Origin of the sequence: Pseudomonas sp. PDM18, assembly GCF_014852585.1 — a bacterium.
Lineage (GTDB): Bacteria > Pseudomonadota > Gammaproteobacteria > Pseudomonadales > Pseudomonadaceae > Pseudomonas.
Genome location: NZ_JACVBX010000003.1, coordinates 336,836 through 356,096, shown reverse-complemented (window position 1 = coordinate 356,096; position 19,261 = coordinate 336,836). Strand labels below are relative to the sequence as shown.

16 protein-coding genes and 1 pseudogene are annotated in these 19,261 nt (G+C 65.9%); 9 read left to right on the top strand and 8 right to left on the bottom strand.

What is annotated here, in order from left to right:
- Positions 1–144 precede the first annotated feature (144 nt).
- The 3 genes from IB274_RS09585 (at position 145) to IB274_RS09575 (ending at position 5,869) form a co-directional block, all read left to right on the top strand.
- Positions 145–1,329, top strand: coding sequence for an efflux RND transporter periplasmic adaptor subunit (locus IB274_RS09585; protein WP_192431723.1), 1,185 nt, complete (start codon positions 145–147; stop codon positions 1,327–1,329).
- Between the two features lie 12 nt (positions 1,330–1,341).
- The gene (locus tag IB274_RS09580; protein WP_192431722.1) at positions 1,342–4,494 is read left to right on the top strand and encodes an efflux RND transporter permease subunit; all 3,153 of its coding nucleotides are present in this window, start codon (positions 1,342–1,344) and stop codon (positions 4,492–4,494) included.
- 199 nt (positions 4,495–4,693) lie between these two features.
- The gene (locus IB274_RS09575) at positions 4,694–5,869 is read left to right on the top strand and encodes a multidrug effflux MFS transporter (RefSeq protein ID WP_192431721.1); all 1,176 of its coding nucleotides are present in this window, start codon (positions 4,694–4,696) and stop codon (positions 5,867–5,869) included.
- Here IB274_RS09575 and IB274_RS09570 read toward each other — a convergent pair whose 3' ends face one another.
- Positions 5,870–6,049 carry a hypothetical protein gene (locus tag IB274_RS09570; RefSeq protein ID WP_192431720.1) on the bottom strand — a complete coding sequence of 60 codons (180 nt, stop codon included), beginning with the start codon at positions 6,047–6,049 and terminating at the stop codon, positions 5,870–5,872. It abuts the gene before it with no gap.
- 302 nt (positions 6,050–6,351) lie between these two features.
- Between IB274_RS09570 and IB274_RS09565 the strand changes: the two genes are divergently transcribed.
- Together IB274_RS09565 and IB274_RS09560 are read left to right on the top strand one after the other, a co-directional pair.
- Positions 6,352–8,247 carry a propionyl-CoA synthetase gene (locus tag IB274_RS09565; protein ID WP_192431719.1) on the top strand — a complete coding sequence of 632 codons (1,896 nt, stop codon included), beginning with the start codon at positions 6,352–6,354 and terminating at the stop codon, positions 8,245–8,247.
- A 148-nt stretch (positions 8,248–8,395) separates the two neighbouring features.
- Complete coding sequence (locus IB274_RS09560; protein ID WP_192431718.1) at positions 8,396–8,830, top strand: response regulator; 435 nt, start codon at positions 8,396–8,398, stop codon at positions 8,828–8,830.
- A 118-nt stretch (positions 8,831–8,948) separates the two neighbouring features.
- On the opposite strand, the gene IB274_RS09555 is transcribed toward IB274_RS09560, so the two are convergent.
- Together IB274_RS09555 and IB274_RS09550 are read right to left on the bottom strand one after the other, a co-directional pair.
- Positions 8,949–9,854 carry a neutral zinc metallopeptidase gene (locus IB274_RS09555; RefSeq protein WP_192431717.1) on the bottom strand — a complete coding sequence of 302 codons (906 nt, stop codon included), beginning with the start codon at positions 9,852–9,854 and terminating at the stop codon, positions 8,949–8,951.
- Positions 9,855–9,921: 67 nt separating this feature from the next.
- Positions 9,922–10,782 carry a PhzF family phenazine biosynthesis protein gene (locus tag IB274_RS09550; protein WP_192431716.1) on the bottom strand — a complete coding sequence of 287 codons (861 nt, stop codon included), beginning with the start codon at positions 10,780–10,782 and terminating at the stop codon, positions 9,922–9,924.
- Positions 10,783–10,954: 172 nt separating this feature from the next.
- Here IB274_RS09550 and alaC point away from each other — a divergent pair, with 172 nt between their 5' ends.
- A complete protein-coding gene (alaC, locus tag IB274_RS09545; RefSeq protein WP_192431715.1) occupies positions 10,955–12,172 on the top strand; it encodes an alanine transaminase in 1,218 nt (405 codons plus the stop codon).
- Between the two features lie 179 nt (positions 12,173–12,351).
- Here the strand turns inward: alaC and IB274_RS09540 are convergent.
- Positions 12,352–12,803: pseudogene (locus tag IB274_RS09540) on the bottom strand (DUF411 domain-containing protein).
- 184 nt (positions 12,804–12,987) lie between these two features.
- Between IB274_RS09540 and IB274_RS09535 the strand changes: the two are divergent.
- The gene (locus IB274_RS09535; protein WP_088421695.1) at positions 12,988–13,446 is read left to right on the top strand and encodes a DUF4345 family protein; all 459 of its coding nucleotides are present in this window, start codon (positions 12,988–12,990) and stop codon (positions 13,444–13,446) included.
- 101 nt (positions 13,447–13,547) lie between these two features.
- Positions 13,548–13,850 (top strand): DUF1883 domain-containing protein, encoded by a 303-nt coding sequence (locus tag IB274_RS09530; protein ID WP_017521653.1) that lies wholly within the window; start codon positions 13,548–13,550, stop codon positions 13,848–13,850.
- A gap of 3 nt (positions 13,851–13,853) precedes the next feature.
- Here the strand turns inward: IB274_RS09530 and IB274_RS09525 are convergent, their stop codons facing one another.
- The 3 genes from IB274_RS09525 to IB274_RS09515 all read right to left on the bottom strand — a co-directional run bounded on the left by IB274_RS09525 (position 13,854) and on the right by IB274_RS09515 (position 16,947).
- Positions 13,854–14,351: a DUF4136 domain-containing protein gene (locus IB274_RS09525; protein WP_192431713.1), complete on the bottom strand. Its 498-nt coding sequence runs from the start codon at positions 14,349–14,351 to the stop codon at positions 13,854–13,856.
- A gap of 90 nt (positions 14,352–14,441) precedes the next feature.
- On the bottom strand, positions 14,442–15,527 hold the full coding sequence (trmA, locus tag IB274_RS09520; protein WP_192431712.1) for a tRNA (uridine(54)-C5)-methyltransferase TrmA: 1,086 nt from the start codon (positions 15,525–15,527) through the stop codon (positions 14,442–14,444).
- A gap of 124 nt (positions 15,528–15,651) precedes the next feature.
- Complete coding sequence (locus IB274_RS09515) at positions 15,652–16,947, bottom strand: NCS2 family permease (protein WP_081517309.1); 1,296 nt, start codon at positions 16,945–16,947, stop codon at positions 15,652–15,654.
- A 401-nt stretch (positions 16,948–17,348) separates the two neighbouring features.
- Between IB274_RS09515 and IB274_RS09510 the strand changes: the two genes are divergently transcribed.
- Positions 17,349–17,744: a SecDF P1 head subdomain-containing protein gene (locus IB274_RS09510; protein WP_318652866.1), complete on the top strand. Its 396-nt coding sequence runs from the start codon at positions 17,349–17,351 to the stop codon at positions 17,742–17,744.
- A 192-nt stretch (positions 17,745–17,936) separates the two neighbouring features.
- Here the strand turns inward: IB274_RS09510 and glyA are convergent, their stop codons facing one another.
- Positions 17,937–19,190 (bottom strand): serine hydroxymethyltransferase, encoded by a 1,254-nt coding sequence (glyA, locus tag IB274_RS09505; RefSeq protein ID WP_024763060.1) that lies wholly within the window; start codon positions 19,188–19,190, stop codon positions 17,937–17,939.
- Positions 19,191–19,261 lie beyond the last annotated feature (71 nt).

Sequence of the window (19,261 nt, the reverse complement as noted above, 5' to 3'; positions counted from 1 at the left end):
GTATACAGGCTAGGATCACTGGGTGACCGGCAGTTTACTGATTTTATTGCGCTAACAGTGCTTTACAGACACTGGCGTAGGTAAAAGTCACACAGTCGTCGTCTTTTGGGGTTCCGCAGTCAGTCATTTCCATGGAGAGGTTACATGCCGTTTGCCCGTCGTTTGCCCGTCGCACTTGCTGTCGTTGGGTTGCCAGTCCTGTTTGCTGCCTGGGCCCAGGCCGAGGACAAACCGGCTACGGCAGCGCCGCCGCCCCCGGCAGTGACGGTCGAAGTGGCCAAGAGCGCCCCAGTACCCCTGACCTTCGAGTACGCCGCGCGGACTGCGGGCTACCGCGAAGTGGAAGTGCGCGCTCAGGTCAGCGGCATCCTGCAGCGCCGCACCTACGAGGAAGGCCGGCCGGTGAAGGAGGGCCAGGTGCTGTTCCGCATCGACCCTCGTCCCTACCAGGCCTCGCTGGGCCAGGCCAAGGGGTCGCTGGCGCAGACCCAGGCTCGCTATCGGCAAACCGAGCGTGACCTGAGGCGGATTCGTGAACTGCAGGCCAAGGGCTTCGCCAGTGAAAGCGAACTGGACCGCTACACCTCCGATTTCGAACAGGCCAAGGCCGACGTCGAGGCCGCCCGCGCCAACGTCCAGGCCAAGCAGATCGACCTCAACTACACCACTGTGACCGCGCCGATCTCCGGCATGGCGAGCAAGGAAGTGCGCTCCGAAGGCAGCCTGGTGGTGGCCAGCGACCCGAACTCCAGCCTGCTGACCAAACTCACCCAGCTCGACCCGGTGTACGTCAACTTCGCCTACCCCGACACCCAGGCGACGCAGATGAACGACGGCGTGAAGAGCGGCCGCTACATCCTGCCCAAGGACGGAAAGTTGACCGCCGAGCTGCGCTTCGGCGATGGCAGCAAGTACCCCATCGAAGGCGTCGTCGACTTCACCGACAGCTTCGTCAACACCGGTACCGGCACCGTGAACGCCCGCGCCGTGGTGCCCAACCCGCACAACCTGCTGATCCCCGGCCAGTTTGTGCGCATCCTGATCACCGGGATCACCCAGAGCAACGCCGTGACCCTGCCCGAGCGTGCCCTGGCCCAGGGCCCGCGCGGCACCTTCGTCTACGTGGTGGACAAGGACAGTTATGCCCGCGTGCGCCAGGTCACCACCAGCAAGACCGTGGATGGCCGCTGGATCATCGACGCCGGTGTGGACGATGGGGATCGGGTGATTGTCGATGGCATCCTCAAGGTGCGCCCCGACCAGCCGGTCAAGGCCGTGGAAGGTGGCGCGCAGGAATCTGCAGCCGGCTCCGCCTCTACCCAGTCTTAAGGAGCGCCTATCGTGATCTCGCGCTTCTTCATCGAACGTCCCGTGTTCGCGATGGTGATTTCCATCGTGATCCTGCTCGCGGGTCTGGTGGCCATGCGTGCGCTGCCCATTGCCCAGTACCCGGAAATCGTGCCGCCGGAAGTGTCCGTGACGGCCTCCTACCCGGGCGCCAGTTCCCAGGTCATCGCCGAAACCGTGGCCGCTCCGCTGGAGCAGGAAATCAACGGCGTGGAGGGCATGATCTACCAGTTGTCCAACTCTGACGCCAGCGGCGCCATGAGCCTGACCGTGTACTTCGAGGTCGGCACCGACCCCGACCAGGCAACCATCGACGTCAACAACAAGGTGCAGGCCGCGCTCGCCAAGCTGCCCGAGGAAGTGCGCCGGCAGGGCGTGAAGGTGGAGAAGAAATCCTCCGACATCCTGCAGGTGGTGACGCTGTTCTCGCCGGACAACTCCCGCGACCCGATCTTCATCAGCAACTACGCGCTGATCAACGTGATCGACGACCTCAAGCGGATCCCCGGCGTCGGCGACGTCAGCCAGTTCGGTTCCAAGGACTACGCCATGCGGGTCTGGCTGCGCCCGGACAAGTTGGCGCAGTACAACCTGACGCCCACCGACGTGGTCAACGCGATCCGCGAGCAGAACTCGCAGTTCGCCGCCGGCAGTTTCGGCCAGCAGCCGATGAAGGAGCCGCAGGACTTCACCTACATGGCTACCGCGCAGGGGCGATTCACCGATCCCAAGGAGTTCGAGAACGTCATCCTGCGCAGTGACTCCACTGGCGCCAGCCTGCTGCTCAAGGATGTGGCGAGGGTCGAACTGGGCGCGCAGGACTACTCCCTGGTCACGTCGCTCAATGGCCAGCAGAACGCCGCCTTCGGTATCTACCTGCAGCCGGGCGCCAACGCGCTGGATACCGCCCAGGCCGTGCGCGATCACATGGACGCCATGTCCAAGCGTTTCCCGCAGGGCATCACGTACAAGATCCCGTACGACACCACCACCTTCGTGAAGGTCTCCATCGAGGAGGTGATCCACACCTTTATCGAGGCGCTGATCCTGGTGATGGTGGTGGTCTTCATCTTCCTGCAGAACCTCCGCGCGACGCTGATCCCGGTACTGGCGATCCCGGTATCGCTGGTCGGCACCTTCGCCGGCATGTACCTGATGGGCTTCTCGATCAACCTGCTGTCGCTGTTCGGCATGGTGCTGGCGATCGGCATCGTGGTGGACGATGCCATCGTGGTGCTGGAAAACGTCGAACGGGTGATGCGCACGGAGAAACTCAGCCCGAAGGAAGCGGCGATCAAGGCCATGGAGGAGGTGACCGGGCCGATCGTTGCCATCGTGCTGGTGCTCTGCGCTGTGTTCATCCCGGTCGGCTTCCTCGGCGGCCTGGCCGGGCAGATGTACAAGCAGTTCGCGATCACCATTGCGGTATCGGTAGTGATCTCCGGCATCGTCGCGCTGACCCTGTCGCCAGCGCTGTGCGCGCTGATCCTCAAGGCCGAGCACAAGGAACCGGCCGCGCCGTTCCGCTGGTTCAACCGTACCTTCGAACGCATCACCAACGGTTACGGCGCCGGGGTGCAGTTCTTCCTCAAGCGTGCGGCCCTCGGCCTGCTGCTGTTTGGCGGCATGATCGCCCTGCTGGTCATCCTGTTCGGTCGCGTGCCCGGCTCACTGGTGCCCGACGAGGATCAGGGCTATGTGCTCAACGCCTACTTCCTGCCGCCGGCGGCCTCGCTGAGCCGCACCGAGAAGCTCACCAACGACGTGACCCACCAGCTGATGAAGCATCCGGCAGTGCAGGACGTGGTGACCTTCGCCGGTTTCGACATCCTCACCTTCGGCACCCGCAGCAACGCAGGTGTGTCCTTCGTGCCGCTCAAGGACTGGAAGGAGCGTACGACGCCCGAACTGGACGCGCGCAACCTGACCCGCGAATTCATGAAGATGGGCGCCGGCCAGGAGGACGGGGTGGTAATGTCCTTCAACCCGCCACCGATCACTGGCATGAGTACCACCGGCGGCTTCGAGGCCTACATCCAGGACCGCAGCGGCGGCACCTCCGAGCAGCTCGAAGAGGTGACCATGAAGTTCCTCGCAGCCGCGGCCAAGCGCCCCGAGCTGGCGGGGGTCAACACGACCTTCAACGCCAACGTGCCGCAGTACTACGTCGACCTGGACCGCACCAAGGCGCGGTCCCTGGGCGTGGCGATCAACGACGTATTCACGGCCATGCAGTCCACCTTCGGCAGTTACTACGTCAACGACTTCACCCTCTACGGGCGGACCTGGCAGGTCTCCCTGGAGTCGGAGCCGGAGTTCCGCCGCAAGCCGGACGACCTCAGCCAGGTCTTCGTGCGCTCGTCCACCGGCGACCTGGTGCCGCTGACCACCCTGGTGTCGGTCAAGCGCATCCTCGGCCCGGACTCCTACGCGCGCTTCAACGTATTCCCGGCGGCCAAGCTGCTCGGTGGCCCGGCGCCGGGCTACAGCTCCGGCCAGGCGCTGGCGGCCATGCAGGCGGTGGCGGATGAAGTTCTGGGCGAGGAATACTCGCTGGCCTGGATCGGCTCGGCCTACCAGGAGCTGGCGACCCAGGGCTCGGGCAGCACCGCGTTCATCTTCGGCCTGATCCTGGTGTTCCTCATCCTCGCCGCCCAGTACGAGCGCTGGACTCTGCCGCTGGCGGTGGTCACTGCCGTGCCCTTCGCAGTGTTCGGGGCGATCCTGGCGATCTGGCTGCGCGGGCTGGATAACGACGTGTACTTCCAGGTCGGCCTGGTGACCCTGATCGGCCTGGCGGCGAAGAACGCCATCCTGATCATCGAGTTCGCCGTGCTGTGCCGCGAGGAACAGGGTATGGGGCCGGTCGAGGCGGCGCTGGAGGCGGCCAAGCTGCGCTTCCGCCCCATCGTGATGACCTCGCTGGCCTTCATCCTGGGGTGCGTGCCGCTGGCCATCAGCACCGGCGCCGGCTCCGCGAGCCGTCACTCGATCGGCACCGGGGTGATCGGCGGCATGCTCGCCGCGACCCTGCTGGCGACCTTCCTCATCCCGATGTTCTACATGCTGGTGGAGTCGGCCGCGGACAAGCTCAGCGGCCGCAAGGCCAAGGCGAAGCCCGCACCAGAGGGCGTCCACGAGGCCTGATGCTGCAACAGGCCCGGCCAGCGCGGCCGGGCCCGCTCCTCGCTTTATGTGGGGAGTTGCTTAGGGAGCTTGCTAATTTTCCGCCGCTCGCCACAATGCATGGCTTCGCTGCGCCTTTCCTGTGCGCCAACTCGTTATCCACACTGACCTGCCTGCGGCCCCAGCCGCCCTTCGGCGGACGCGTGTGACCAGGTGATCCATGAATCTCCGCATCCTGCTGATCCTCGGCGCGCTGAGCGCCTTCGGGCCCATGGCCATCGACTTCTACCTGCCCAGCTTCCCAGCACTGGCGCAATCCTTCGGTACCGACGTCGAACACATCCAACTGAGCCTGTCGGCCTACTTCGCCGGTCTCGCCATCGGCCAACTGCTCTACGGCCCGCTGGCTGATCGCATCGGCCGGCGCATCCCGTTGCTGCTGGGGGTGAGCATCTTCACCCTGGCGTCGCTCGCCTGCGCCTTCGCGCCGAACCTGGAATGGCTGATCGGCGCGCGCTTCGTCCAGGCGCTCGGTGGTTGTGCGGGGATGGTGATCTCGCGGGCGGTAGTGCGTGACCTGTGCGACCCGATTGCTGCCGCCAAGGCCTTCTCGCAACTGATGCTGGTGATGGGCCTGGCGCCGATCCTCGCGCCACTGGGCGGCGGGCTGCTGCTGAGCCTGTCCGGCTGGCAGTCGATCTTCTATTGCCTGACGCTGTTCAGCGCCCTGGCCGGTGTCGCCATCGCGCGATGGCTGCCCGAGACCATCCCGAGCGGGCCGCGCCCACCGTTGCGCGGCGCACTGAAGCAGTACCGCGCACTGTTCCGCGACCGATCCTTCATCACCTACGCGCTCACCGGCGGGGTCGCCATCGCCGGGATGTTCTCCTATATCGCGGGCTCGCCCTTCGTCTTCATCGAGCTCTACGGCGTGCCGGCCGAGCACTACGGCTGGATCTTCGGCAGCAACGCGGCGGGCTTCATCCTGATGGCGCAGGTCAATGCGCGGCTGTTGCGTTATCGCGGTCCGGGGTTCTGGCTGCGCCGGGCGGTGTGGGTGTACTTCGGTTGCGGCGTGGCGCTGCTGGCGATCACCCTGGCCAAGCCCGACCACCTGTGGCCGCTGCTGGTGCCGTTGTTCGGCGCCATCGCAAGCCTGGGTTTCCTGCTGCCCAACTCGTCGGCCTGCGCCATGGCCAGCCAAGGCCGGCACGCGGGCAGTGCTTCGGCGCTGATGGGCAGCCTGCAGTTCACCGTCGCGGCCGGCGCTTCGGCGCTGGTCGGTGCATTGCACGATGGCTCGGCACTGCCGATGGCAGTGGTCATCACCGTCTGCGGCCTGGTGGCTGCCGTGCTCGGCTGGCTGAGCGGCCAGATCAGCGAACGCGCGGCCTGATCAGCTGGCGGCGCCTTGCACCTGTTCGGGTAGTCGGTGCGGGGCCTTCAGTCGGGCCTCGAGGGTAGCGACGAAACTGCGCGCCTCGAGCTCGCTGCGGAAACCCACGGCCTGCTGGTCGAGGCAGACTTCCCATGGCTGGTCTTTGCGCAAGTGGGACGGACGGACGAGGATGTTCACGGTACTCACCCCTGTGCTGTCAGGTGAAAAGGGACTTTCAGTGTAGTCCCGTCACATGGTGGTAGAAGGTGCGACTTGTGGTCGCCGACATGCGGTGGCGGCGCTACCGGAAACTCTCCAGCCACCATTCCAGAGCGCTCTATCCACCGTCGCGCCGCTTCGCTGAAAAATCCTGCAAAGCAATACTGCCGGCCCGCTTCCGCGGCGCGCGGCAGGACTACGACCAAAGGTTGATGGTGGGGTGGCGATCCCCGTCCATACTCGTTGTTCGACCTCGATAACAACAATAAGAGGCAGTGACGATGAGTTACCGGCAGTCCCATGACCGCTCCATCGCGGAGCCTTCCGCCTTCTGGGCCGAGCAGGCCGGCCGTGTGGCCTGGTACCGCGCGCCGCAGGACGCCCTGCAGGCCTTGCCTGACGGCAGCCATCGCTGGTTTGCCGATGGCCGCCTGAACACCTGCTACCTCGCCCTCGACCGGCAGATCGAACTCGGCCGCGGCAAGCAGGCCGCGCTGATCTACGACTCCCCTGTGACTGGCACCCAGCAGCGCTTTAGCTACCTGGAGCTGCGCGATGAAGTCGCGCGTCTGGCCGGCGCCCTGCGCGCTTTGGGTGTGGGGAAGGGGGACAGGGTGATCATCTACATGCCGATGGTGCCGCAGGCAGCCATGGCCATGCTTGCCTGCGCCCGGCTCGGTGCGGTGCACTCGGTGGTCTTCGGCGGCTTCGCGCCCCACGAGTTGGCGCTGCGCATCGACGACGCCAGGCCCAAACTGGTGCTCACCGCCTCTTGTGGGCTGGAGTTCGAGCGGGTGATCGAATACAAGCCGCTGGTGGACAAGGCCCTGGAACTGGCCAGCCACAAGCCGGCCCACGTGCTGGTGCTGCAACGCCCGCAGGCGATGGCCGAATTGCAGGCCGGCCGTGACCTCGACTGGCGCGAAAGCCTGGCCCGTGCGCAACCGGCCGACCCGGTGGAAGTCGCCAGTGGCGACCCGCTGTACATCATGTACACCTCCGGCACTACGGGGAAACCCAAGGGCATCGTGCGCGACAATGGCGGCCACGCGGTGGCGTTGAGCTACGCGCTGCCGACCATCTTCGGCCTGCAGCCGGGGGATGTCTGGTGGGGAGTTTCCGACGTCGGCTGGGTAGTCGGTCACTCGCTGATCGTCTACGGACCGCTGATGAATGGCTGCACCACGGTGTTCTACGAGGGCAAGCCGGTGCGCACGCCCGACGCCGGCAGCTACTGGCGGGTGATCGAGGAGCACAAGGTCAACAGCTTGTTCTGCGCGCCCACGGCAATCCGCGCGATACGTAAGGAAGATCCGCAGGGCGAGTTACTCAAGCGCTACGACCTGAGCTCGCTGCGTCACCTGTTCCTCGCCGGCGAGAAGCTCGACAGCAGCACCCAGCACTGGCTGGAGGAACTCACCGGTAAGCCGGTGCATGACCACTGGTGGCAGACCGAGACCGGCTGGCCGGTGACCGCACCTTGCACAGGCCTGGGCGACCACGATCTGCGTGCGGGCTCTACCAATCGCGCGGTACCTGGTTATCACGTGCAGGTGGTGGATGACGAGGGCCGGCTGCTCGGGGCGAACGAGCAGGGCTCCATCGTCATCGCCCTGCCGCTGCCGCCCGGCTGCGCGCAAACGCTGTGGAACGACCACCCGCGCTACCTGCAGGCGTACCTGAAGACCTACCCCGGCTACTACCACACCGGCGACGGCGGCTATGTGGACGAGGAGGGCTTCGTCTACATCATGGGCCGCACCGACGACGTGATTAACGTCTCCGGCCACCGCCTGTCCACCGGCGAGATGGAAGAGCTGCTGGCGCTGCACGAGTCGGTCGCCGAGTGCGCGGTGATCGCCGTGCAGGACGACCTCAAGGGCCATGTGCCGCTGGGGCTGGTGGTACTCAAGGATGGCGCGCAGGCGACCGAGGCCAACCTGCAGCGCGAGTTGGTGGCGCTGGTGCGTGAGCGTATCGGCGCGCTGGCCTGCTTCCAGCGTGCGGTGGTAGTCAAGCGTCTGCCCAAGACCCGCTCGGGCAAGATACTGCGAGCGGTGCTGCGCAAGATCGCCGACGGCGAGAGCTATGCACCACCGTCCACTATCGACGACCCGGCGATCCTCGGCGAGATCGCCGAGCGCCTTGGTCAGGCCGGGCTCGCCAAGGCAGGCTGATATTCCACGACGTCGGCACTGCCGGCGTATTTCCAGGGCCGCACTTGTTGCGGCCCTTTTTTTGCGCCGCGCTCGCTGGGCGATGGGACTAAAGGCTCATTGCCATCTAGACTGCTGGCATCGGGCCTCTATCTGCGGTGTGGCATCCATGATCAGTCGTGTCGTCCTCGATGAGGAGGAGCTCGAAGCGCTGCGCGAAGTCACCGCGCAGGCGCCGCGCAAGCCCTTGGTGCTGGTGGTCGACGATGAGCGCGAGGTGCTGGCCGAGATGCGCGAGTTGATCGAGGGCGCGAATTTCCGCTGCCTGACAGCCGGCAGCGCAGCCGAAGCGCTGCGGCGTATCCGTCGCGACGAATCCGATATCGACCTGCTGGTGACCGACCTGCGCATGGAGCACGAGGGCGCGGGGCTGGAGCTGATCCGTGAGTTGAACGAGGTCGGCACATTCCTGCCGATAATCGTCCTTTCCGGCCAGGCGAACGCCCGTGACGTGATTGAGGCGATGCGGCTGAACGTGCTGGATTTCATGGTCAAGCCGCTTGATCCGGGGTACTTCCTGGACCTGCTCAGGCGTTATCTGTAGGACTGGGCATCTGGCGGTCCGCGAGCATGAATCAGGTTTCCCCCTCGCTCCTACGGCCACGCCCGGCGCCGTAGCGCTCTCTGTAGGAGCGAGCCTGCCTGCGAACCCGATAAAGACGTTACAGCGTCTGCGCTTTGAAGGTATCGCACTTGCCCGGTGCGCCGCTCTCGAAGCCGATCTTGAACCAGCGCACGCGCTGCGCGGATGAACCGTGGGTGAAGGAGTCGGGCATCACCGTTCCGCGCGCCTGGCGCTGCAGGTGGTCGTCGCCGATGGCGTTGGCGGCGTTCAGCGCTTCTTCCACGTCCCCCGGCTCCAGCCAGTTCAGGCGCTGCTGGGCGTGGTTGGCCCAGACGCCGGCAAAGCAGTCGGCCTGCAGTTCCTGGCGTACCGACAGCCCGTTGGCGCCTTCCATGCGCGCGCCGCGCTGGCGGGCAGCGTTGATCTTCGCGGAGATGCCCAGCAGGTTCTGCACGTGGTGGCCAACTTCGTGGGCGATCACGTAGGCCTGGGCGAAGTCGCCAGCGGCGGAGAACTTCTGTTCCATCTCGCGGAAGAAACCGAGGTCGAGGTACACGCGGTGGTCGCCTGGGCAGTAGAACGGCCCGACCGCCGAGGAGGCGAAGCCGCACGCCGAGTTCACCCCGCCATTGAACAGGATCAGCTTGGGCTGCTCGTACTGCTGGTTGCTGCGGGCGAAGATCTCGCCCCAGGTGTCCTCGGTGTCGCCGAGGATCGAGCGGACGAAGTCCACCTGTGGATCGTTGCCGGTGGCCGGCTTGCCTTGCGTCGGCCGCGCTGGCGCCTGCTGCTGGGAGACGTCCATCTGGCCGAGCAGCGAGCCGAGGATGGTCATCGGGTCCTGCCCGGAGAGCAGGCCGATCACCACCACGATGGCCACGCCGCCCAGGCTCAGGCCGCGACCGCCGATGCGCATGCCTCCGCCACCGCCCATGCCACCACCGCCGCTGTCATCGCGGGCATCCACTACGTTGTCGCTGCGTCGTCCTTTGTGCCATTGCATGGCGGCATCTCCATCGAACAGGTGGGTTCAGTGTTGTCGCGGGTGGGGCTGGCCGCCAGCCCGGTCGTCAGGCGAAACGGTGCAGCAGTTCGGCGCGGGCGAGCAGTTGCACGTCGCCGCCGACGCGGACCTCGTCATCCTGGCCGACCTGCACGTCGAGCCGGCTGGGGCGACCGACGAAGCGGCCCTGAGCCAGCTGGAACAGCTCGCCGCGGCGTGCCTTGCCCAGTTCCACCAGGTAGGCGGCGACGGGGCCGGCGGCGCTGCCGGTGGCGACGTCCTCGATGATCCCGGCGCCGTCCCAGGTGCGGCCTTCGCGATTATCCACATCCAGCACGAAAACGAAGGCGGCGTTGAGTTTGGCCAGTTCGGTTGCCAGATCCGTGCGCTGGCGCACGCGGCCCAGGGCCTCGCTGCGTACCGGCAGCAGCAGGTAGGGCAGGCCGGTGCTGACCACGGCGGCGGGATAGTCGGCGAGATCGCTGGCGCTCAGCGAGAAAGCCTCGGCGAACCAGCGGCGCGCGTCATCGTCGAGCACGCTGCCGAAGTCGGCCGCGCCCTGGTTCATCTCGGCGTGGAAGCCAGCGCCACGGCGGCGCGTGGCCACCTTCACGGCCTTGGCCGGCAGTTCCAGCGTCCAGAGCTCCTCCTCGCCGCGCTGGTGCAGGTGGTGCAGCAGCGCGGCCGCGCCCAGCACCGGGTGGCCGGCGAAGGGCAGTTCCTCGTCGACGGTGAAGATGCGTGCCGAGTAGGTGTCCAGCGAGGCGGACGGGAACAGGAAGATCGACTCGAACTGGCGCAGCTCCTGGGTCAGCGCCAGCAGGGTCTGGGCGGGGATGCCGCGGGCGTCGGGGAACACCGCCAGGCCGTTGCCGGTGAGCGGTTGGTCGGCGAAGACGTCGAGTTGCCAGTACTGTTGCGCGGACATGGGCCTCCAGATGCCGCCCTTGAGCGGCGCAAAGAAAAACTCGACAGCCAGCCTAGCGAGCTATATGTTCGCCGACAAGAAAGCGCAGCTCACAGCGCCGCGCTTTCCAGGCCACCGCAGTGGCCGGCGTCGCTCGGACGGTTCCGGGCGCCTACGTTCATCAGAGGACACCATGACTGAACCCCGTTCAGCTCGCCGCTTTGCGCGCATCGATCGCCTGCCCCCCTACGTTTTCAACATCACCGCCGAGCTGAAGATGGCCGCCCGCCGCCGTGGCGAGGACATCATCGACCTGTCCATGGGTAACCCGGACGGGGCCACGCCGCCGCACATCGTCGAGAAACTCTGCCAGGTCGCCCAGCGCGAAGACACCCACGGCTACTCCACGTCCCGTGGCATCCCGCGCCTGCGCCGGGCCATCTCGCACTGGTACCGCGACCGCTACGAGGTCGAGATCGATCCGGAATCCGAGGCCATCGTCACCATCGGCTCCAAGGAAGGCCTGGCGCACCTGATGCTGGCCACCCTGGACCACGGCGACACCATCCTGGTGCCCAACCCCAGCTATCCGATCCACATCTACGGCGCGGTGATCGCCGGTGCCCAGGTGCGCTCGGTGCCGCTGGTGCCGGGGATCGACTTCTTCAACGAGCTGGAGCGGGCGATCCGCGAATCCATCCCCAAGCCGAAGATGATGATCCTGGGCTTCCCCTCCAACCCCACCGCGCAGTGCGTGGAGCTGGACTTCTTCGAGCGCGTGGTCGACCTCGCCAAGCGCTATGACGTGCTGGTGGTGCACGACCTGGCCTACGCGGACATCACCTTCGACGGCTGGAAGGCCCCGTCGATCATGCAGGTGCCCGGCGCCAAGGACATCGCGGTGGAGTTCTTCACCCTGTCCAAGAGCTACAACATGGCGGGCTGGCGCATCGGCTTCATGGTCGGCAACCCGGAGCTGGTCTCGGCCCTGGCGCGGATCAAGAGCTACCACGACTACGGCACCTTCACCCCGCTGCAGGTGGCCGCCATCGCCGCGCTTGAAGGTGATCAGCAGTGCGTGCGCGATATCGCCGACCAGTACCAGAAGCGCCGCGACGTGCTGGTGAAGGGGCTGCACGAGGCCGGCTGGATGGTGGAGAACCCCAAGGCCTCCATGTACATCTGGGCGAAGATTCCCGAACCCTACGCCCACATGGGATCACTGGAGTTCGCCAAGAAGCTGCTCAAGGACGCCAAGGTCTCGGTGTCGCCGGGTATCGGTTTCGGCGACTACGGCGACGACCACGTGCGCTTCGCCCTGATCGAGAACCGCGACCGCCTGCGCCAGGCCGTACGCGGGATCAAGGCGATGTTCCGCGCCGATGGCCTGTTGCCGGCCAAGTCAGAATGACCGGGTTCAGATAATAGAAAAGGGCGGCCAACTGGCCGCCCTTTTCGTTTTGGAGTCCCTCACCCCATCGGGCTCGCGGAGCCATGTCGCGCGGGAACCTGGAGAGTGCCCCGCGCGCCGGAAGCCCCATCCCACCTCCGCTCGCACTCAGGGGTGAGGGAGTGCCTCGATGTATGGCGTCAGTGAGCGGGATAGTCCGCCAGTACCTCGCGCTGGCCGGCTTTGTTCAGCCCGACCACCTGGTAGGCGTCGTGCTGGTCGCCCATCTCCATGCCCGGTGAGCCCATCGGCATGCCCGGTACGGCGGCGCCGACCAGATCGGCACGCTCGCGCAGCTTGAGGACATCGGCCGCTGGCACGTGGCCTTCGACGAATTTTCCGTCGATCACGCCGGTGTGGCACGAGCCCATGCTGTAAGGCACGCCAAGTTTGGTCTTCACTGCACTCATGTCCGCCTCGACGTGGTCGTTGACGGTGAAGCCGTTGCTTTCCAGGTGCTTGATCCAGTCCTTGCAGCAGCTGCAGTTGGCATCGCGGTGCACGTCGATGGTCAGCGGCTCGGCGGCCTGGGCGGCGCCGGCGACAAGGGCGGTGAGCAGAAGCAGGGTGCGCATGGTCGGAACCTCGAAATACGAACGCGGCCGAGCATACTCCCGAGCGTCTTCAGCCCCCACCCGGTGTTTGTTTCCCCATATGACGCGGCTGCCCGAACTTGCCGCGCCGTGCGGGGTCTCTAGCTGATCGGTGGTGCGTCCGCGACTGTCAGTCGCAGGGTTGGACGCTCGGCAATGGCTGCAAGGCCAAGGAGAAATCGGATGCTCTTCGCCCGTCTCGTCCTGCTGGTCCAGGCTCTGGTCTGGGGTGGCCTGGGACTGCTCTACTGGATTCGCCCCTACGAGATGGCCAACCTCAGCGGCATGCTGCTGATGGAGCCGTCGTCGGTAAGCGACGCCCGCGTCTTCTATGGCGGCCACCAGTTCGCGCTCGCGCTGTTCCTCGTCTTTGCCCTGCGTCGGCGCCTGCTGGTGCGGCCGGCGCTGATCCTGGTGATCCTGGTGCAGCTGACCCTGACGCTGTCGCGCCTGCTGATCGCCTGGACCGAAGGTGGCATGGAATGGGACGCGCAGCTGGCCGGCGTGGTCTACCGCGGCGTGATCTCGGCGCTGGCGATCTTCGCCCTCTACTGGCTGGAGCGGCAGTCGCGCCATCGCCACGTGGTGGTGCGCGAGGAAGAGGAGCCGGAGGAGCGCAAGGCGGACTTCGAGGGGCTCTGAGCTTCGGATAAGCGGCGTGGCCTGCTGGCGGCGCCGCTGCCGGGCAACCCCCGCTCCGTGCTATCGTATTGATTTCGCGGTAGAAGCAAGGCGGAGCCAGCATGAAGTTCGTACACCAACGTGAGCACCTGAACGAAGGCGATCTGGTCGTCATCGAGTGCTCCATGACCTGCAACATCCGCCTGATGACCGATGCCGCCTTCCGCAGCTTCAAGAATGGCGGGCGCCACGTCTACCACGGCGGCGCGTTCGACCGCTTCCCGGCGAAGATCAAGGTGCCCAGCACCGGCAACTGGAACATCACCATCGACACCGTCACCCGCCGCGCCATCAGCGTCACGCGCAAGGCCGACTTCAAGTACAGCATCAAGTTCGTGCGCAAGTCGCCGTCGAACTACAGCTGATCCTCAGTTCCCCGCATGCACGGGGAAATCCCTGAGCAGGCGGGCGATGCCTTCGTCCACGGCCTGCTGGGTGATCTTCGGATCGTGCAGCTGGCGCGCCACCTGCGCCTGATAGAGCACCTGTCCGCTCGCCTCGTCGAGAATCTGCAGCGCCAGGCGCGCCTGTTCCTGGTCGGTGATCTGTGTCTGGGTCATCACACCCGCGCCGGTCACCACCGGGCGCTGGACGATGCCGGTCTGGCTATCCAGGCCGACGGCGTAGATCACCCGCAGCTCCCCTGAATTGTCCTGGTAGCGGTAGCCCTTGGCTTCCAGTGCGCGACGCACGGCGAGATCGAAGCGATCTTCCAGGTCCTCGCGGTGGCCCTGGGCGCGCACAGCCTGGATGAAGAAGGTGCTTTGCTGGCCGTTGGCCGCGGGGGAGACACTGATATTGGCGGGGTCGGTGCCGGCGCAGGCGGCCAGCAGCAGGCAGAGCAGGGGAAGGATCAGGCGGGACATGGACGTGCCTCTTGTCATTGTCCCGCAAGCGTAGCCGCCTTGCGCTGACACGCCGCCCAACCCTTGGTTGGGCGGCGGTGCAGCAAGGTTTCAGCGGCGGGTCAGCAGGACGCCGGCTTCCATGTGGTGCGTATAGGGGAACTGGTCGAACAGGGCGCAGCGGCTCACCTGGTGGGTGTCGTGCAGTTGGGCGATGTTCTGCGCCAGGGTCTCCGGGTTGCAGGAGATGTACAGGATGTTGTCGAAGCGCCGGGTCAGCTCGCAGGTGTCCGGGTCCATGCCGGCGCGTGGCGGGTCGACGAACACGCTGCCGAACGCGTAGGACTTCAGGTCGACGTCGGCCAGGCGGCGGAACGGGCGCACGTCATTCAGCGCCTGGGTCAGCTCCTCGGCGGAGAGGCGCACCAGGGTGACGTTGTCCACGGCGTTGTCGGCCAGGTTCGCCAGGGCGGCGTTCACCGAGGTCTTGCTGATCTCGGTGGCCAGCACCTTGCGCACGCGGGTGGCCAGCGGCAGGGTGAAGTTGCCGTTGCCGCAGTAGAGCTCCAGCAGGTCGTCGTCGCGCTGGCCGAGAGCTTCGTAAGCCCAGTTGAGCATCTTCTGGCAGACCTCGCCGTTGGGCTGGGTGAAGGCGCCCTCCGGCTGGCGGTAGCGGAAGGTGCGGCCGGCAACGGTCAGTTCTTCGCTGACGTAGTCACGGCCCACCACTAGGCGCTTGCCGCGCGAGCGGCCGACGATGCTCACGCCCAGTTCGGTGGCGAGCTTCTCGGCGGCGGTCTGCCAGGCGGCGTCCACCGGACGGTGGTAGCAAAGGGTGATCATGGCGTCGCCGGCCAGGGTGGTCAGGAACTCCACCTGGAACAGCTTGTGGCCCAGCGTCGGCTCGGCCCAGGTGGCCTTCAGGCGCGGCATCAGTTCGTTGATGCGCCGGCTGGCGATGGGGAACTCTTCAATCAGGATCGGCGTGTGCTTGTCGCCCTGCTCGAACATCGCGTAGTGGCGGGCCTCGCCCTCGCGCCACAGGCGGAACTCGGCGCGCAGGCGGTAGTGCTCGCGGGGCGAATCGAACACCTCCGGCTCTGGCGCGGCGAAGGGCGCCAGCAACTCGCGCAGGCGCGCGGCCTTTTCGGCCAGTTGGCTGTCGTATTGGGAGGGATCGAAACGCGGACTGCTCATGGGGCGGGTAACTCGTGTGGAGGCGGCGGCATTTGATGGGTATCGCTTCGCTCCACACCATCCTACATCAGTGTCACTTGTAGGATGGGTGGAGCGCAGCGATACCCATGCCGGGAGAATCAGATCAGGCGTTGAACCAGCCCAGCTTGATCACGAACAGGATCGACAGGATCACCAGCGCCGGGTTCAGCTCGCGGAAGCGGCCGGACAGCAGCTTGCAGGCGGTCCAGGTGATGAAGCCGAAGGCGATGCCGTTGGCGATGGAGAAGGTCAGCGGCATGGCCAGTGCGGTCACTACCACCGGGGCGGCGACGGTCAGGTCGTCCCAGTCGATCTCGGCCAGGCCCGAAGCCATCAGCACGGCGACGAAGAACAGCGCCGGTGCAGTGGCGAAGGCCGGTACGTTGCCGGCCAGCGGGGCGAAGAACAGCGCCAGCAGGAACAGCACGGCGACCACGATGGCGGTCAGGCCGGTGCGGCCACCAGCGGAAACGCCAGCCGCCGACTCGATGTAGCTGGTGGTGGTGGAGGTGCCCAGCAGCGAACCGACCATGGCGGCGGAGCTGTCGGCGATCAGGGCGCGGCCCATCTTCGGCATGTGCCCGTCCTTGCCCATCAGGCCGGCGCGCTTGGCCACGCCGATCAGGGTGCCGGAGTTGTCGAACAGGTCGACGAAGAGGAAGGCGAAGATCACGCTGAACAGGCCGATGTCCAGCGCGCCCTTGATATCCAGCTGCAGGAAGGTCGGCGCCAGTGACGGCGGCATCGACACCACGCCACCGAACTGGGAAACGCCGATGGCGATGGAAATGAAGGTCACCACGAGGATGCCGATCATCACCGCGCCGGTCACGCGGCGGGCTTCCAGGGCGACGATCAGGATGAAGCCGAGGATCGCCAGCAGCGGCGCCGGCTTGGCCAGGTCACCCATGCCCACCAGGGTGGCCTGGTTGGCGACGACGATGCCCGACTCCTTCAGCGCGATCAGCGCGAGGAACAGGCCGATGCCGGCAGCGATGGCCGAGCGCAGCGCCAGCGGGATGCTGTTGATGATCCATTCGCGGATGCGGAAGATCGAAATGATGAAGAACATGCACGCGGAGAGGAACACCGCACCGAGGGCCACCTGCCAGGTGTGGCCCATGTGCAGGACCACGGTGTAGGTGAAGAAGGCGTTCAGGCCCATGCCGGGAGCCAGAGCGATCGGGTAGTTGGCGATCAGGCCCATCACCGCCGAGCCGATGGCGGCCGCCAGGCAGGTCGCCACGAAGATCGCGCCCTTATCCATGCCCGTCTCGCCGAGGATGCTCGGGTTGACGAAAAGAATGTAGGCCATGGTCAGGAAGGTAGTGATACCCGCCAGGATCTCGGTGCGCACAGTGGTGTTGTGCGCCTTGAGTTGGAACAGCTTTTCCAGCATGTTTGGCTCCCCGTGACGCTCTTGCGCCGTTATCGTTCTGGCCGGGAAAAGCAAGGTGCATGCCCAGGTGGGCCGTGCGCCTTTTCTTGTGACCGGCAAAAGGCGCGCATGATACCAGCTCGTCCTGCGCCGGAGAATTTCTGACCGGACCGCCAGCATCCGTTCGTCTGCAAGCTTAGACGCGAGCGCCGACCAAGGGAGTGCAACTTGTGCGCTGTGGGTGGTCTGACTGTTCATGACCTTGGCAATAACCCTGGCCTGACCGGGCCATCCTGTCCGATTCTCCGTCGATGAAACGCTCTATTCCGATCCTCCTTGCCTCATTGTTGGGCGCCTCTTTGCTGGGTGCGTGTGCCGGTGCGCCGCCGTCGGCCCCGCAGCATACGTTCGATGTCCATGCCGTGGCCGAGAAGCCCACGGCCAGCACCCGCACCCTGGCCGATCCGCAGGGCAAGGCTGTGCTGGTGACCACTAATCCCGCCCTGACCCAGCGCGACGTGCAGCGCGCCGAACTGGCCAGCGTGGCCGACGGCAAGCCGGCTGTGCGCGTGCTGTTCACCCCCGAGGCCAACCAGCGCCTGGCGAAACTGACCCGGGAAGAGCAGGGCAAGGCCTTGGCGGTGGTCATCGACGGGCAGCTACGCCTGCTGCCCAAGGTGACGCGGGTGGTGACCGACGGGCAGGTGATGCTCAAGGGCTTCGCCAGCCCGCAGGAGGCGCAGACGCTGGTGCGTCGGCTCAACGAGCTGCGTGGTGTGCCGGTGCAGCCGGAGCAGAAGTCCGGTGGGCAGCCGTAGCTTCCCAATAAAAAGGCAGAGTGGCTCTTCGTAGGAGCGAGCTTGCTCGCGAACCGCATGACAAGGCGCTGACCTGGAGACCGTTCGCGAGCAAGCTCGCTCCTACAGGGTTGGCCTGAATCCTGGATATGGCGCCCATGAAAAAGCCCGGCATCTGCCGGGCTTTTTCCTTTCGCGGTTCGCGGGTTCGGCTTAGGCGCCGTAGACCGGGAACTTGGCGCAGATGGCCTTGACCTTCTCGCGCACGCCGTCCACCACGGACTCATCGCCCATGTTGGTCAGGATGTCGCAGATCCAGCCGGCCAGCTCGCGGCACTCGGCTTCCTTGAAGCCGCGGGTGGTCACGGCGGGGGTGCCGATGCGCAGGCCGGAAGTGACGAACGGGGAGCGCGGGTCGTTCGGTACGCTGTTCTTGTTCACGGTGATGAAGGCACGACCCAGGGCGGCGTCGGCGTCCTTACCGGTGATGTCCTGCTTGATCAGGGACAGCAGGAACAGGTGGTTCTGGGTACCGCCGGAAACCACGTCGAAGCCGCGCTCGATAAACACGCTGGCCATGGTCTGGGCGTTCTTCAGGACCTGCTGCTGGTAGGCCTTGAACTCAGGCTGCAGGGCTTCCTTGAAGCACACGGCCTTGGCGGCGATTACGTGCTCCAGCGGGCCACCCTGGGCGCCCGGGAAGACAGCGGAGTTCAGCTTCTTCTCGATCTCTTCGTTCTTGCGAGCGAGGATCAGGCCGCCGCGCGGGCCGCGCAGCGTCTTGTGGGTGGTGGTGGTGACCACGTCGGCGAACGGTACCGGGTTCGGGTAGACGCCAGCGGCGACCAGACCGGCCACGTGGGCCATGTCGACGAACAGGTAGGCGCCGACCTTGTCCGCGATGGCGCGGAAGCGGGCGAAGTCCAGGACCTGGGAGTAGGCGGAGAAGCCGGCGACGATCATCTTCGGCTTGTGCTCCACCGCCAGGCGCTCGACTTCGTCATAGTCGATCAGGCCGGCGTCGGTGATGCCGTACTGAACAGCGTTGTACAGCTTGCCGGACGAGGAGACGCTGGCGCCGTGGGTCAGGTGACCGCCGTGGGCCAGGCTCATGCCCAGGATGGTGTCACCGGCCGACAGCAGGGCCAGGTAGACAGCGGCGTTGGCCTGGGAGCCGGCGTGCGGCTGGACGTTGGCGTAGTCGGCGCCGAACAGTTCCTTGGCGCGGTCGATGGCGAGTTGCTCGACAACGTCGACGTACTCGCAACCACCGTAGTAGCGCTTGCCCGGGTAGCCTTCGGCGTATTTGTTGGTCAGCACCGAACCCTGGGCTTCCATCACCGCCGGGCTGGTGTAGTTCTCGGAGGCGATGAGCTCGATGTGCTCTTCCTGGCGCTGGGCTTCCTGCTCCATCGCGGCGAAGAGTTCGGCATCGTAGCGGGCGAGGGTCAAATCACGGCTGAACATGGCGGTCCTCTTAAGGATCGGGTGCTGGGGAAAGGCGCGCATTCTAACCCAAGGTGCCGGTGCTGGCACAT